This window comes from Chengkuizengella marina (genome assembly GCF_009910845.1).
GTDB lineage: Bacteria > Bacillota > Bacilli > Paenibacillales > KCTC-33759 > Chengkuizengella > Chengkuizengella marina.
On the sequence record NZ_SIJB01000027.1, the window covers coordinates 1 to 15,065 of the forward strand.

General features: G+C 33.2%; 15 protein-coding genes and 1 pseudogene. 5 read left to right on the plus strand and 11 right to left on the minus strand.

Annotated elements, in window-relative coordinates:
- Positions 1-36: 36 nt before the first annotated feature.
- From ERL59_RS21430 to ERL59_RS11865, 6 genes are all read right to left on the minus strand, one after another.
- Positions 37-723, minus strand: coding sequence for a phosphatase PAP2 family protein (locus ERL59_RS21430; protein WP_160646437.1), 687 nt, complete (start codon positions 721-723; stop codon positions 37-39).
- Between the two features lie 86 nt (positions 724-809).
- On the minus strand, positions 810-1,703 hold the full coding sequence (nikC, locus tag ERL59_RS11845; protein WP_160646438.1) for a nickel transporter permease: 894 nt from the start codon (positions 1,701-1,703) through the stop codon (positions 810-812).
- A 45-nt stretch (positions 1,704-1,748) separates the two neighbouring features.
- Positions 1,749-2,753, minus strand: a complete 1,005-nt coding sequence (locus tag ERL59_RS11850) for an ABC transporter permease (RefSeq protein WP_160646439.1) — start codon at positions 2,751-2,753, stop codon at positions 1,749-1,751.
- 296 nt (positions 2,754-3,049) lie between these two features.
- The gene (locus ERL59_RS11855) at positions 3,050-4,708 is read right to left on the minus strand and encodes an ABC transporter substrate-binding protein (RefSeq protein ID WP_160646440.1); all 1,659 of its coding nucleotides are present in this window, start codon (positions 4,706-4,708) and stop codon (positions 3,050-3,052) included.
- 34 nt (positions 4,709-4,742) lie between these two features.
- Positions 4,743-5,726 carry an ABC transporter ATP-binding protein gene (locus ERL59_RS11860; RefSeq protein ID WP_160646441.1) on the minus strand — a complete coding sequence of 328 codons (984 nt, stop codon included), beginning with the start codon at positions 5,724-5,726 and terminating at the stop codon, positions 4,743-4,745.
- A complete protein-coding gene (locus ERL59_RS11865) occupies positions 5,723-6,715 on the minus strand; it encodes an ABC transporter ATP-binding protein (protein WP_160646442.1) in 993 nt (330 codons plus the stop codon). The genes ERL59_RS11860 and ERL59_RS11865 overlap by 4 nt, the downstream gene beginning before the upstream one ends.
- A 661-nt stretch (positions 6,716-7,376) precedes the next feature.
- Here ERL59_RS11865 and ERL59_RS11870 point away from each other — a divergent pair.
- From ERL59_RS11870 to ERL59_RS11885, 4 genes are all read left to right on the plus strand, one after another.
- Positions 7,377-8,282: a diacylglycerol/lipid kinase family protein gene (locus ERL59_RS11870; RefSeq protein ID WP_160646443.1), complete on the plus strand. Its 906-nt coding sequence runs from the start codon at positions 7,377-7,379 to the stop codon at positions 8,280-8,282.
- Between the two features lie 112 nt (positions 8,283-8,394).
- Positions 8,395-9,243, plus strand: coding sequence for a basic amino acid ABC transporter substrate-binding protein (locus tag ERL59_RS11875; RefSeq protein ID WP_160646444.1), 849 nt, complete (start codon positions 8,395-8,397; stop codon positions 9,241-9,243).
- A 101-nt stretch (positions 9,244-9,344) separates the two neighbouring features.
- Positions 9,345-10,052: an amino acid ABC transporter permease gene (locus tag ERL59_RS11880; protein ID WP_160646445.1), complete on the plus strand. Its 708-nt coding sequence runs from the start codon at positions 9,345-9,347 to the stop codon at positions 10,050-10,052.
- Positions 10,039-10,761: an amino acid ABC transporter ATP-binding protein gene (locus ERL59_RS11885; protein ID WP_160646446.1), complete on the plus strand. Its 723-nt coding sequence runs from the start codon at positions 10,039-10,041 to the stop codon at positions 10,759-10,761. Before ERL59_RS11880 ends, ERL59_RS11885 begins: the two co-directional genes overlap by 14 nt.
- Before the next feature lie 77 nt (positions 10,762-10,838).
- On the opposite strand, the gene ERL59_RS11890 is transcribed toward ERL59_RS11885, so the two are convergent.
- The 5 genes and pseudogenes from ERL59_RS11890 to ERL59_RS11910 form a co-directional block, all read right to left on the minus strand.
- Entirely contained in the window at positions 10,839-11,360 is a 522-nt protein-coding gene (locus ERL59_RS11890) for a hypothetical protein (protein ID WP_160646447.1), read from the minus strand.
- Between the two features lie 339 nt (positions 11,361-11,699).
- The gene (locus ERL59_RS11895; protein WP_160646448.1) at positions 11,700-12,056 is read right to left on the minus strand and encodes a cupin domain-containing protein; all 357 of its coding nucleotides are present in this window, start codon (positions 12,054-12,056) and stop codon (positions 11,700-11,702) included.
- Positions 12,057-12,069: 13 nt separating this feature from the next.
- Positions 12,070-12,924 (minus strand): HAD family hydrolase, encoded by an 855-nt coding sequence (locus ERL59_RS11900; protein ID WP_160646449.1) that lies wholly within the window; start codon positions 12,922-12,924, stop codon positions 12,070-12,072.
- 39 nt (positions 12,925-12,963) lie between these two features.
- Positions 12,964-13,363, minus strand: a pseudogene (locus ERL59_RS11905) (GNAT family N-acetyltransferase).
- A 142-nt stretch (positions 13,364-13,505) separates the two neighbouring features.
- Positions 13,506-14,387 carry a LysR family transcriptional regulator gene (locus tag ERL59_RS11910; RefSeq protein WP_160646450.1) on the minus strand — a complete coding sequence of 294 codons (882 nt, stop codon included), beginning with the start codon at positions 14,385-14,387 and terminating at the stop codon, positions 13,506-13,508.
- 118 nt (positions 14,388-14,505) lie between these two features.
- Between ERL59_RS11910 and ERL59_RS11915 the strand changes: the two genes are divergently transcribed.
- A complete protein-coding gene (locus tag ERL59_RS11915) occupies positions 14,506-14,955 on the plus strand; it encodes a rhodanese-like domain-containing protein (protein ID WP_160646451.1) in 450 nt (149 codons plus the stop codon).
- Positions 14,956-15,065: the final 110 nt, after the last annotated feature.

The following is a 15,065-nucleotide window of genomic DNA, read 5'->3' on the forward strand; positions in this document are numbered from 1 at the left end:
TACTTGACAGGGGGCAGTTCATATTGTTATTCGTGTTTAGTTATTTTTTTTATGAATTTTCAACTCACTTATACTTTCATAAATGAAAATAGATACACATAAAATTGTAAGCCCTAAGAAATATCCTGCCATAATATCAGTAAAATAATGTACTGAGAAATAAATTCGATTAAATCCTAACAAACCGATGAAAAGAATAAAAATGATAGAAATAATCCATTTATCTATTGTTCTTTTTGTATACTTCACTAAAAAATATGCAATCAAACCATAACATACCAGTCCCACAAGTGCATGTCCACTAGGGAAACTAAACCCTGTTCCATCAACTGCTATATTGATTTCAGGTCTAGGTCTTTGAAAAAAATCTTTAATTGACCCTTTTAAAATCTCACTTATCGCAACAGCAATAGGTAAAATAATTACGCCTATTAAGTCTCGCTTCCTCCATCCCAACCAGAGCATCGCTATCAACACTACGATTGGAATAGACCAATAGGTCACTGCTTCAGTTAAAAGAGTTAAAAAACCTGATAAAAAGTTGGGAGCATGTTGATCCACCCATTCTATAACCTGAATGTCCAGAGATGACGGTTTGTTTATATCTAATGAATAAACCAACAATACAAAAATAGCAAGTGTTAGTATAGCTAAAACTAAACTATATAATTTCGATTTTGAATGTAATGTTATTCCACTGTCTTTCCTAGATATTTGAGCCACGCCAATGAATACCTCCACAATCATTAATGGTGATGCTTTTCTATCTTAACACAAGATATCAAACACTAACAATAGTAACATTACATTTAGTTTTTCATTCTTGGATCTAAAGCATCTCTTAAACCATCACCCATCAAATTAAAACCAAGTACAGTTAACATGATTGCAATCCCTGGGAAAAACATCGTCCATGGTGCCTGTACCAAGTAATTCTTTGAATCTGCCAACATTTTCCCCCATTCAGGTGCTGGTGGTTCTGCTCCTAACCCCAAAAACCCTAAGGCAGCAGCTTCAATTATAGCAGTTGCTATAGCTAAAGTACCTTGGACAATAATTGGAGCCATACTATTTGGTAAAATGTGAAAAAATAAAATTCTACGATCTCGCATGCCAATCGCCTTTGCTGCAGTAACATATTCTTCTTGTTTAATGCTCAGAACTTTTGATCTTATCAAACGTCCAAAATTAGGAACATTAATAATAGCTATAGCTATTAAGGCATTTCTTAATGAAGGACCTAATACTGAAACAATGGCAATAGCTAATAATATACTAGGAAAGGCAAGCATAATATCAAAAAATCTAGAAATGATAGTGTCTACCCATCGTCCGTAATAACCAGCTAAAATACCCAGAAAACAACCAACCACAATAGACCCTATAACTGAAACAAATCCAACCCACAGTGATATTCTAGCACCGTGTATCACCCGAGATAAAATATCTCTTCCAAAGTCATCTGTTCCTAACCAGTGTTCACTTGAAGGTGGTAGTAATCGATCCGCTAGTTTTTGATCATTAATTCCTTCTGGTGTTATATACGGAGCCGAAAGAGCTAAAAATATAAAGACGATCACGATAAATAAACCCACAACGGCTAATTTATTTTTTTTAAAACTTTTCCAAGCTTCTATCCATAAGAGAAAGCTATTTCCCCTTAAGGATTTTTGTGGAGCGTTATTTCGAGCTAATTCTGCCATAAGTAATAATCCTCCCCTTAGGAGTTGTTCATATTTTAATGAATATTAGTTGTATTTAATTCTTGGATCAATTAATGCATATAATAAATCAACAATAAGGTTAATCATTACAAAAATCGTTGCTACAATTAATATACCGGACTGAATGACAGGGTAATCCCTAAATTCAATGGCATTGTAAATATATCGTCCAATCCCAGGCCAGGAAAAAATAGTTTCTGTTAATATTGCTCCACCTAGCAATAGTCCTGTTTGTAAACCAATTACAGTTAACACTGGAATGACCGCATTTTTTAAAGAATGTTTATATACAACCCAAAACATCTTCTGCCCTTTAGCCCTAGCTGTTCTAATGTAATCTGAGCGCATAACTTCTAACATACTGGATCGAGTAATTCTGGCAATAATAGCCATAGGTATAGTTGCAAGTGCTATACCAGGCATAATCAAGTGTTTTACCACATCTATAAACTGATCCATTCTACCTTGTATTAACGTATCAATTAAATAGAAATGAGTAATGGTTTCAACAGGATTTTTAACATTTTCTCTCTTTGAAGGAGGTAACCAATCAAGCTGAACAGAAAACATCCACTGTTCCATTAAACCCAGCCAAAATATTGGCATAGAAACCCCTACGAGTGCTACTACCATTGCTGTATAATCAAACCAAGATTTTTGAAACCATGCACTAATAATCCCAGCGTTTACACCAACAACAACAGCAATAATCAAAGCCACGAAGGATAGCTCAAAAGTAGCCGCTAAATAAGGCCAAATCTCCTCACTTACCTCTGTCTTGGTTCTTAGTGATTCACCTAAATCCAAGGTGAATAACTGTTTTAAATATTCAAAATACTGAGTAAACCATGGTTGGTCAAGCCCTAGTTCTGCCCTTAAACTGTTAATAGCTTCTTCTGTAGCAAGCTGACCTAAAATCACTTGAGCAGGATCACCTGGAATCGCTCGAATCATAAAAAATACGATAAACGTCATTCCAAATAAAACGGGTATCAACATTAAAAGTCGTCTAATGGTATAACTGAACACTATGATCACCTCTTCATATACCCATATTTACCCTAAAAAGTGAAGTATGCACACGGATGTGATTGCCGAGTACTTTTCAGGGACCCCCGGAATAAAATGAAGAAATTCATTCTTCTATCTTCTGGAGCCCGATGATTTTACCAATACTTTTAAAGGGCTCTGAGCCACTTAATAAAATCACATATGTGAATTGTTTAATTCGTTCCTTATGAATTAGCAGGTATCGAAGTTAAACTTATTTTCAACGCTTGAAAAAAGGGGAGGTTTTAGCTCCCCTTTTTTTGAAATTCTATATCTTATTCAAAATAAACTTTTGTTAAAGATTGTGAACCAGTTGGATGAGCAAAAAAGTCTTTAATATTGTTCTTTCCACCAAGGATTGGAGTAGAATGTACTAAAGGAATCCATGGGGCATCTTCATGAATAATCTCCTGTGCTTGTTTATAAAGCTCTTCGCGTTTTGCTTGATCAGGGTTAGATTGTGCGTCAATTAAAATGTCATGTAATTGATCATTACTGTAATAAGCGTAGTTATTGCTTCCTATGTTGTCTTTATCTAACAAGACATACATAAAATTATCAGCATCTCCATTATCACCAGTCCAACCTAATAAGAATGCATCTGCTTCACCATTTCTTGCTTTTTCTAAGTAAGTAGCCCACTCATAGGATACAATTTTAGCGCTAACTCCAATTTGTGCAAAACTATTTTGAATTACCTCAGCTACTTTTTGACCGTCAGGCATATAAGGACGTGGTACTGGCATAGCCCATAATTCCATTTCGAAACCATCTGCATATCCAGCTTCTGCTAATAATTCTTTTGCTCTTTCTAAATCATAAGGATATGGATCGATGTCGTCATTATATCCAGCAATTACAGGTGGTAATGGATTTTTAGCTGGAACTGCTTGTCCTGAGTAGAAAGCTGCAATAATACCTTCTTTATCAACTGCATGATTTAAAGCTTGACGTACAAGTTTATTATCAAATGGTGGTCTTGTATTCGTTAAGCCTAAATAACCAACATTCATAGAAGGTCTAACGAATAATTGTAAGTCGCTTTCCTCTTCAACTCTTGTATTGTCGTTAGGACTTACTCCATCTGCAATATCAATTTCTCCAGCAATCAATTCATTTAATCTTGTTGCGTTATCTGGAATAGAAACAAAGATAACCGATTCTAGTTTTGGATAACCTTCCATCCAATAATTTTCATTTTTAACTAAAACAATGCGATCATTTCTTTTCCATTCTTGAAATACAAATGGTCCAGTTCCCACAGGATTTTCTGTGAAACTTTCACCATACTCTTCTAAAGCTGTAGGACTGGCAATACCAAACGGAGGCATGGCTACATTTTGTAGAAACGGTGCTTGTGGTCGACTTAGTGTAAACTCAACCGTAAGCTCATCAACCGCTTTTACTTCTTGAATGACATGACCTTCATCCCCTTTAAATCCTCCAAACATAGATGAATAATAATAGAATGAAGATTTATCACCATTTGCCCAACGCTCAAAGTTATAAACAACTGCTTCTGCATTGAAGTCCGTTCCATCATGGAACTTTACTCCTTCACGAAGATTAAAAGTATATGTTAATCCATCATCACTTGTTGTCCAGTCAGTTGCCAAACTTGGTTCAATAGAAGTATCTAAATCACCATATTTCACTAAAGTATCATAAATGTTTAAAGTTACCTTAATGGATTCACCGTCTGTGACTAAAGCAGGGTCTAAATCAACTGAATCAGCACCTCGACCAAACACTAGAGTACTTTCTGAAGAACTATCCTCTGATTGTTGATTCTGATCATCATTAGTCTCCTCATTGTTATCATTTGTCTCCCCTTGTTCAGGCGGATTTTCTGTAGTAGATGTGCTGCAACCTACTAATGCAATACCTAGAATAAAAATAAAGACTAGCGAAAGAAAAAGACTCTTTTTTTTCATTTCTTTTTAACCCTCCTAATTTTTTTATCTATCACTAAAGCTGCTCGTTCTTGTTGTACAAATGACAAGCAACATAATGATCTTGCTCAATTTCTTCAAACTCTGGCTGAACTGTTTTACATATGTCCATACTATGTGGACATCTTGTATGAAACGAACACCCCTTTGGTGGATTAGAAGGACTTGGCATTTCTCCTGATAACTCTATATGCTCCCTCTCATATGTAGGGTCAGGAATAGGCACTGAACTTAGAAGTGCCTCGGTATATGGATGCAGTGGTTTTTTATAAAGCTTTTCACTGTTCGATAATTCTACTATTTTACCTAAATACATGACAGCTACTCGATCACAAATATGTCTAACAACTCCTAAATCATGTGCTATAAATATATAGGTTAATGAAAATGCCTTTTGCAGATCATCTAGTAAATTTAATATTTGTGATTGAATAGAAACGTCCAATGCAGAAACAGGTTCATCTGCTATGATGAGTTTTGGTTTTGTCATTAGAGCACGTGCTATACCAATACGCTGGCGCTGTCCACCACTGAATTGATGAGGATATCGTTTTGCGTGATAACTGCTCAAACCTACTGTTTCTAACATTTCAATAACCATTTGTTTTCGTTCTTTAGGGGTGCCTATTTTATGAACGATTAAAGGTTCTTCTAATATTTTCTCAACGGTTTGCCTAGGATTAAGTGAAGCGAATGGATCTTGAAATATCATCTGAACATCTCTTCTAACCGTACGCAATTCACTTAGACTGAGATTTGTTAATTCCTGATTGTTGAATTTGACCTTTCCATCAGTAGGTTCGTGTAAGCGAAGAAGTGTTCTTCCAGTTGTAGATTTTCCACAACCGCTTTCCCCCACTAAACCGAAAGTCTCCCCTTCAAATACAGAAAATGATACATCATCAACCGCCTTTACTTCTCCTATTTTCCGTCCCAGAATTCCCCCGTTAATCGGAAAATACTTCTTCATCTTTTCAACTTCTAATAGTGTTTTTGTCATAAAGTATTTTCCTCACTTTCCTGATGTAAAAAGCAACGAACCTTATGGTTGGTTTCAATTGTAATTAAATCTGGTGTTTCTACTTTGCATTTATCCATGACAAAATCACACCGATCAGCAAATCGACAGCCTTGTTTAATAGATCCAGGAATCGGTACATTTCCTGGAATTGAGTATAAACGACTCTTTTTATCACGAATATCAGGTACAGATTGAATTAAACCTTTAGTATAAGGATGCTGTGGACTCTCAAATATCGTTTTAACATCCGTCTCCTCAACTATTTTCCCTGCATACATAACAATGACTCTCTCACATATTTCTGATACAACGCCAAGATCATGAGTAATAAGTATAATAGATGTATTTAGCTGTTTATTTAATCTCTTCATCAAAGCCAAGATTTGTGATTGAATTGTAACATCTAAAGCTGTAGTAGGTTCATCAGCTATCAATACTTTCGGTTCACAAACCATTGCCATTGCAATCATAACTCTCTGTCTCATTCCTCCAGATAACTGATGAGGATACTCATTCATCAATTCCTCAGCACGAGGTAGTCCGACCAACTTTAAATATTCTATGGCTTTTATTTTCGCTTGTTTTTTATTCCATTTACGATGTATTAAGATTGCTTCGATGATTTGATTACCAATGGTAAAAAGCGGATTCAAAGAAGTCATAGGTTCCTGAAATATCATAGCTATCTCATTTCCACGTATATCCCTCATCTTTGATTCTGAAGCTTTTAATATATCTTCATCATTAAAAATAATCTCACCGCCCACAACTTTACCGGGAGGATGAGGTACTAGTCCCATTATAGAAAGGGAAGTAACACTTTTGCCGCATCCAGACTCTCCTACTATGGCAATGATCTCCCCTTGTTTTAAGTTGAAATCAACATCGTCAACAGCTGGCACTTCGGATTTATCCATAAAAAAAGAGGTTTTCAGTCCATTTACCTGTAATACAGAAGTTTCACTCATTTCATTACCCCCAAGAAATTAACAATTTAAATTATATGAGTTGGATAAAACCATCGCTAATAGCATTTAAATCGTATGATATTAAATTTATTTAGTTAGAACAATTCCATTCAATGAAAGCGCTTCATTCCCTTCTTGCAATATTGCTATAAGTAATAGCCTTTCATAGATAAAAAAATCAATAGTACCAAAATAATTCACATTGTGAATTTAATTTTAATATTGTGTAAACGAAAGTAGTGAAGTTAAATAAATTTCTGAAGTTGATTTGATATTTTATATAAATCTCTTAAATGTTCTAAGGAGGTCAAATCTACTGGAGTACACAAGAAGTTATATGTGAATAAATTAATTTCTGAATATTTATCCACATCTATACTCACAGATGTAAGGTTATATATTTATTGAAATATTATCATATTCCGATTTTTTTTTCTATATTAAATATAAAATAATTTCACTAAAGCTTATATTTACCCTGATTGTTTATTTATAATTTAAAGTTGATCATTATGAAAATGACTGGTAATATCAAGAATTTTTTACTTTTAAATCACTGATATAATATGACATTTTTTTATTGAGGAAATGAATCTAGTAAGTTAATATGAATGAATAGAATTAGACACAATTAGCATCTTTAGAAGAAAGTAGGTTCGATATGATAGGTTTTGTTGTGAACCCTGTTTCTGGAAATGGCAGGGGTCTTAAAGTTTGGCATGAAATTAAAAATATATTAAATGAAAAAGACATAAACTATGTTGAAAGTTTTACGAATAGAGCAGGTTCTGGGGTTGCTTGTACAATGGATTTAATTAAAAAGTATGAACCAAATATCATTGTAGCAGTAGGAGGTGATGGAACCGTACACGAAGTAATCAATGGGATCTATCAAGCTGAAATTAAGAACAAAGTCCATTTTGGTTTTATTCCTTCTGGTTCTGGAAATGATTACGCAAGGGGAGTAAAATTGCCAAGACATCACTTGAAAGCGCTTGAAGTCATCTTAAACTCAACTCAACGTAAATCAATAGATCTATTAAAAATTGATAATAAAGTTGCGGTATGTTCTATTGGTGCAGGTTTAGATGGAAAAATAGCTCAAATTACGAACGAAGCAAAATATAAAAAATGGTTAAATGGACTCCGCCTTGGTGGATTGGCTTATGTAATTTCATTATTTAGAGTATTGTTTTCTTTTCGAACCAGTGACATTGCTTTAACCATAGATGGAGAAGTAAAACAACTCAAAAATGTATGGTTCATCGCTGTCTCCAATCTCCCATACTATGGGGGTGGTATGATCATTAATCCAAATGCAAACGAGAATGACGAGAAAGCAGAGGTTTGTATTGTTAGCAATATCAATCGTTTGCAACTTCTAACACTATTCCCACTCGTATATCTTGGAAAACATGCCAAACATAAAGCCGTGAGTTTCTTTGCAGGAGAAAACATAGAATATGAACCAAATCATTACCTTACTACTCAAGCAGATGGAGAAACGATTATAGTGAATAAATATAAAATTGAGGTTTTGCCCCAACATATCACAGTTGTTAAATAAACTTCAAATCCTAATCGTAAAATTGCATTTCTAAAACAATGGTTGAGAAATTCTCTTAATAGGTTATACTATTAAATAAATATATATAATTTATTCAAAAAGGGGAATAAAAATGAAAAAGAACTTATTCATTGTATTATTGATTAGTATGGTTGCAATTTTAGCAGCTTGTGGCGCTAATCCTTCAAATGAAAGTCAGGAGCCTACAAATGGTTCAACTGGAGAAACTTCTGAACCAGCTACACCTGAAGAACAAACTAAATTAGTTGTTGGTACTGATGCAGCTTTTGCACCTTTTGAATCACTGGATGGAGAAGACATTGTAGGTTTTGATGTGGATTTATTAGATGCAGTAATGGAAGAAGCAGGTCTTGAATATGAATTGAACAATATTGGATGGGACCCAATATTTCTTTCATTAAAGGATGGGAGCATTGACCTAGCAATTTCTGGAATAACTGTTACAGAAGAACGTGATCAAGAGTATGACTTTACACGTCCTTATTTTGAATCTACTCATATGATTGCTTTTTATGAAGGAACAGATATTGAAAGCGCAAATGATTTAGAAGGAAAAATTATAGGAGTTCAAACAGCAACTACAGGTCAAATTGCAGCAGAGGCAATCGTAGGTGAATTAAATCCAAACCTACAACTATTTGAGACAACAGCGTTGGCTTTCGCTTCTTTAAAGGAAGGAAATGTTGAAGCAGTAGTTACAGATATAGCAGTAGCAGCTGAATTTGTTAAAAACAATCCAGAAGATAATGTGAAGCTTGTTTCAGATCCAGAAAACTTCGAAGCTGAATACTATGGTATGATGGTTCCAGAAGGTAGCGAGTTGAAAGAAACGTTAGATAAGGCTTTAACAACAATCATTGATAATGGTAAATACGCTGAAATATATGAAAAATGGTTTGGTTCAACACCTAATCTAGAAACATTATTAGAGCAGGAATAGTTTGAAGTAAGGCTTAAAATTCCAGCGTAGCGCAATAAGCGGTACGCTTTTCTTTTTTATTACGAATGATATGTTTTATATGAAGAAAATGGAGTGAGTTTATGCAAGGTTTATATGATTGGATATTGAACGACTCAGGTATTCGAATAGATGTAATTATAGAATATTTCCCATTGTTTATGAAAGGAACACTATATACTTTAGGTATTTCAATCTCAGGTATTCTAATTGGATGTATACTGGGATTAATCATTGCATTTGGAAAAATGTCACGTTTAATGCCAATTCGTTTACCATTCGTTTGGTACATTAATTTTTTTAGAGGGACACCTCTCCTCGTACAAATTTTAATTATTCATTTTGGTGTTACCCCTCTATTCATAGCTGGTGCAAGTCCTATAAAAGCCGTAATTTCAGCCATAATTGCCCTATCACTAAATTCCGCAGCATATTTGGCAGAAATATACAGAGCAGGTATTCAATCTATTGATAAAGGGCAAGTTGAAGCTGGACGATCATTGGGAATGAATAAGGTTCAAACGATGAGTTATATTGTATTACCTCAATCCATTAAAAGAATGATACCTCCTTTTGGAAATGAGTTTATTACATTAATTAAAGATTCTTCTTTAGCATCTGTTATTGCAGCTCCAGAGTTATTGTATTGGGCACGTGCAGTAAATGGTAAATTCTTTATCGTATGGGAATCTCTTTTATTTATTGCATTAATATATTTAGTCATAACTTTATCTTTAACTTATTTATTAAATTACATCGAAAAGAGGTGGAATATCGATGATAACCGTTAATAATCTAAAAAAATCCTTTGGAGATAACGAAGTCTTAAAAGATATTAATCTTCAAATTAAGCCTCAAGAAGTCGTTGTTATTATAGGACCTTCAGGATCAGGGAAATCAACCTGTTTACGTTGTATGAATTTGTTAGAGTCTATTACAGCTGGTGAAGTTCATATTGAAGGTGTTAATCTTACAGATAAAAACACAGATATAAATCAAATTCGTACAGAAGTAGGGATGGTATTTCAGCAGTTTAATTTATTTCCGCATAAATCTGTTCTTGAAAATATTACTCTCGCACCGATAAAAGTTAGAAAATGGTCGAAAGAAAAAGCAAATAAAGTGGCATTAGATTTACTTGAAAAAGTTAACTTATCTGAAAAGGCAAATGCTTATCCAGATTCATTGTCTGGGGGACAAAAACAACGTGTTGCCATTGCAAGAGCTTTAGCCATGGAACCTAAAATCATGTTATTTGACGAGCCAACCTCTGCCCTTGATCCAGAAATGGTTGGAGAAGTGCTAGATGTCATGAAACAATTAGCCAAAGAAGGCATGACAATGGTAGTCGTAACTCATGAAATGGGATTTGCGCGTGAGGTTGGAGATCGAGTGATTTTCATGGATGAAGGGTATATAATTGAAGAAAATGTACCTGAAAAATTGTTTGATTTTCCATCTCACGAAAGAACAAAATCATTTTTAAGTAAGGTACTCTGAACAGCTATTACAAACCATTACAAATCTCATATAAATGTGAGAAAAATAAACCAGCAGAATTGCTGGTTTATTTTTCTTTATAAATTCATCGTTGAATGACCACATTGTGGGCAAACATCAACAGCGCACTCTAACTCTTCATCACAAAAGGAACAAGTAAACTGCTCCTCGTTTACTGGTTTGATATTTGTATATTCATAGTCTTTACTATAAATATTATCTGTACCATAAACATTCTGTACAACTTTAACTTCAAATTTGTGTCCACAAACTGGGCAATAATTGTTATCAATATCTACTAAATAACCGCAGCTGCATTCTTTTTTATTTGATAATTCTTTCACCTGTAAATCAATTTGTTTGATTTCATTTTTTAATTGCTCAATATCTTTACACATTATCTCCATGTCCTGATCCAATTCAATTAGAGCTTGATTTTGATATTGATCATATACTTTTTCTCCAATGTACATCAACTTATTATCTATTTCTTTCTGTTTCACAGAAATTTTATATTTTAATTGGTTTATTTCAATCACTTCTTTTGCTTTATTGCCTGCTTCAGAGAACCCTTTCTTCAATTTGTCTAACATGCTCATCTTCCTGCGCTCCTTAAATGGTCTTTTTGATTACTTTTAACCAAATTCGTTTACAATCATATTATGATCAAAAACATACATTGGTTAATCATTATCCTCATAATGTTTTGAAATGACTTATTTAATGATCTATTAAACTACTACTTTTTCTATTAACTTCCTATGGATTATACGTAAATTTGTTAATAAAGTTTCATCAAAAGATAGAATTGAAGAATTGAAATTAGAAGCATTATTTATTGGAATATAAATTTTTCTAATTATTGTATTTACAAGTCAAAAAACCTCGTAAAAAGCTTACCATTACTTCTTACAAGGATTCAATCATTGTTTATTTTATTATTTAAGTTTTACTATAGCTGAAGTATCTATATTTTCTCCTTCGATAATGATAGCTGTCATTCCCTTTTCTGAGGTTGTTTTATGCCATTCACCAGGCTCCCAAAAAGCAGCTTGACCTGCTTTAATTGGTGTTTTTACATCCTCTTTACCACGAACAAATCCTTCACCACTTACAACTAATAATAATTGTGCACCTACTGCTTGATGATGACCTACAACACCATCAGAACCAATGAACATACACCCAATATGATGGGTTTCTTTAGAGTGTAGAATTCTAGACATGGTTATATTTTTACTATCAAAGGCTGTTATTTCCTTTCCTACCTCTTTATCAAAACTAAACATTTTCATAAGTATCCTCCCCCTAAGGTGAACCAGAATTTTGGACTACAAATCTCTTTATATATTTAGCTACCGAGTCACTATCATGATGATCAATCACTTCATTAGCTAATCCTTTTAAATTTACATGTGCATTTTGAACAGCTACTTTCAATCCAGCTTCTTCAAACATTCCTAAATCATTTAAGTTATCTCCAAAAACCAATACATCCTTTTTGTTACAATCCACATGCTCGCACCATAGTTCTAATCCTCTTTTTTTATTGGCCAAAGGATGGCTAAATTCTAAAAAATAGTTATTTGTAATATAACTATCCTCCATAAAGTGGATTTGAATTAGATCACTAAAAGTCTCTTTCACAATTTGAAAAATAGGAATCATCTCTTCATAGGTTCCTATAAATGTAACAATGATTGTTTTTGAATCCTTTGGAAATAATAAACGGTCAACTTGATTGAATCTTGGATCACCTAATCTACTCTTATAAAATTGTAAGTCACTCCCTCTTGATAATGATCTGTGAAATACCTTTTCTTCATCATTTGCATCTAGAAAAAATAAAAAAGGAGATATATTGTGTTGCTCACCTATCCTGATAATTTCATTGGATATAATGGTATCTAGAAAATACCCATCTATTAATTTTTGTTGAACAGGATCAAATAATAATGCTCCGTTATACAATACTAATGGAAACTTCCAAGGAATATCTGAAAGAATCTCCATTGAACTCCTATAACTTCTTGCTGTAGCATAACTAATGGTAACACCTATTTCTAATGCTTCTGTAAGTACTCTTACTGAATATTTAGATATGCTTTGATTTGATCGAAGTAATGTTCCATCTAAATCGGTCAAAATGTATTTTCTGTCCATAAATCTCTCCTTATGTTTAAAAAATTGATGTTTCATAACTTATAAATCATAGTGAAATTCTAATTCGTGTTCTATAGGAATATCATTGAAACCAGTTAAAGGAATTTGTGGTTTTAATTTTCTAGACTCCTGAACGGCATTCAAATGCAAATCTTTCATCTTAAATCCTCTTTTTTGATAAAATCGAAATTGCTCTAGTATTATCATTTGTTGTAATTAGCCAAACCTGCTTGCATTTTTCCATTCTTGCTTTTCCTATCACTTTATTAATCAGCTGACTCCCAATTCCTCTGTTTTCAATGAAACTATCTAATGATACAATTTCCATCTTTTTGTTTTGGATGATGTAAGTAATAAGTCCAATGATGTTACTATCGGAGTACACTACAAAACCTGGCAACTTATCAATAAAATGCACTTTCCCCCTTGACACCATCATAGAAGAACCCCAGTTTTCTGTAACTAATTGTTTAACTTAATTTCTTATCTTGTTTGTTATTTCTTTAATTTCAATCACTTTTTTAACCTTCTTCTCACTTATTCTATATACACAATGTTTAAAAAACTATAAATAATTCCTATCAATTCGAATGAACCTTTTGTAAATCTATAAATTTTTGAGAAGCCTTTGAAATCCATTTATCTTTCCTGTAAATCAATTGACTATAGAAATTTATGTTAGGGTTGATAAAAGGTATCACTTTCAAACCCCTATCTACTATATTATTCTCAACCGAAAAATGTGGTAAAAAAGCAATTCCCCAACAATGTTCCACAGCTTTTTTTATCGTCTCAACGCTGCTTAGTTCTAATGAAATATTACAAGTAATAAAATGCTTATTCATTTCATTTATTAGGAGTGCACGATATGTGCAACCTTCCTCTGTCAAAATTAATTTCTTATTCTCTATATCCTGGATTGTAAGTATTGATTTATTAGAAAGAGGGTGATCTAAGTCCATTAAGATGATCATATTTTCCTTTTTTATAGGAATGGTATTTATGTCTTTTGAAGAGTATGGAACATCTAATATTAAACCAAAATCAATTTCTTTGAATTTTAATCTATGAATAATATTAGTTTCAGTATCTAGTATAATACGAACCCTTACTTCTGGATAACTCTTTTTAAATTCCTCTAAAATTTCTGGTAGATAATATATTGCTAATGTCTCTACTGTTCCTACTGTAATGATTCCAGTGTCTTGTTTTATAATTTTATCTTTTGCTTCCTGATGTAATGATAGAATCTTTTTTGCATAATCATAAAGCACTTCTCCTGTGTCTGTAGGTACCATAACATTTCCTCTTCTCTGTAGGAGCTTGACATTGCCATATGATTCTTCAAGTTTCTGAATATGATTAGTTACACTAGATTGAGCATAATCTAGTTCTAAAGCTGTTCTTGTATAAGTACCCCATTTTATGACTTCACAAAAAGTTTTTAAATATAGTAATTCCACCTACTCTTCACCGCCTTATCAGTAATTCTGATAATTAACATCATTAAATATCTATAACTATAATACAGAAAATAAAGTAAAATGAAAACGAAATAATTTAATTTGGGAGGAAAAAAGAATGAACACAAAACCTAAATTTTCATTGGTATTACAATCTGAAGCAGCTGACCCAAAAATAGCGTTTCTACACTTCACATCAAAACTTGCATTTGAGAAAGATGTAGCCGATCTCTTAATTGATTTAAAAAAAGGATGTGATCATTTCATTCTTGTTGATGTTCGAGAACCTAGTTCATACGAAGAATGTCATATACCTGGAGCGATCTCTTTACCTACGAATCAGATAAATGCAAAAACAACAGATTCATTTCCTAAGGAAAAAGTAATGATCACTTATTGCTGGGGACCTGCTTGCAATGGAGCAACAAAAGCTGCAGCCAAGTTTGCAGAACTTGGTTTTAAAGTAAAAGAATTAATAGGGGGTATTGAATATTGGCGTAATGAAGGTGGAGAAGTTGAAGGTGCTTTAGGGAAAGAAGCTCCATTATACTGGAAAATGAAATCTTAATAAAAAGTGCCGATTTCCTTAAACGAAGGTCATCGGCATGAAAAAACCATAGAAATTTTTCTTAAAGAGGCTTTCTGCCACAATAGTAAAAATGAAGGCTTGAAGGAAGG

Coding starts and splice junctions, on each gene's coding strand:
- ERL59_RS11885 (WP_160646446.1), top strand. CDS start 10,039: ATGATAACCGTTAATAATCTAAAAAAATCCTTTGGAGATAACGAAGTC.
- ERL59_RS11865 (WP_160646442.1), bottom strand. CDS start 6,715: ATGAGTGAAACTTCTGTATTACAGGTAAATGGACTGAAAACCTCTTTT.
- ERL59_RS11915 (WP_160646451.1), top strand. CDS start 14,506: ATGAACACAAAACCTAAATTTTCATTGGTATTACAATCTGAAGCAGCT.
- ERL59_RS11860 (WP_160646441.1), bottom strand. CDS start 5,726: ATGACAAAAACACTATTAGAAGTTGAAAAGATGAAGAAGTATTTTCCG.
- ERL59_RS11890 (WP_160646447.1), bottom strand. CDS start 11,360: ATGAGCATGTTAGACAAATTGAAGAAAGGGTTCTCTGAAGCAGGCAAT.
- ERL59_RS11900 (WP_160646449.1), bottom strand. CDS start 12,924: ATGGACAGAAAATACATTTTGACCGATTTAGATGGAACATTACTTCGA.
- ERL59_RS11875 (WP_160646444.1), top strand. CDS start 8,395: ATGAAAAAGAACTTATTCATTGTATTATTGATTAGTATGGTTGCAATT.
- ERL59_RS11880 (WP_160646445.1), top strand. CDS start 9,345: ATGCAAGGTTTATATGATTGGATATTGAACGACTCAGGTATTCGAATA.
- nikC (WP_160646438.1), bottom strand. CDS start 1,703: ATGGCAGAATTAGCTCGAAATAACGCTCCACAAAAATCCTTAAGGGGA.
- ERL59_RS11855 (WP_160646440.1), bottom strand. CDS start 4,708: ATGAAAAAAAAGAGTCTTTTTCTTTCGCTAGTCTTTATTTTTATTCTA.
- ERL59_RS11895 (WP_160646448.1), bottom strand. CDS start 12,056: ATGAAAATGTTTAGTTTTGATAAAGAGGTAGGAAAGGAAATAACAGCC.
- ERL59_RS11870 (WP_160646443.1), top strand. CDS start 7,377: ATGATAGGTTTTGTTGTGAACCCTGTTTCTGGAAATGGCAGGGGTCTT.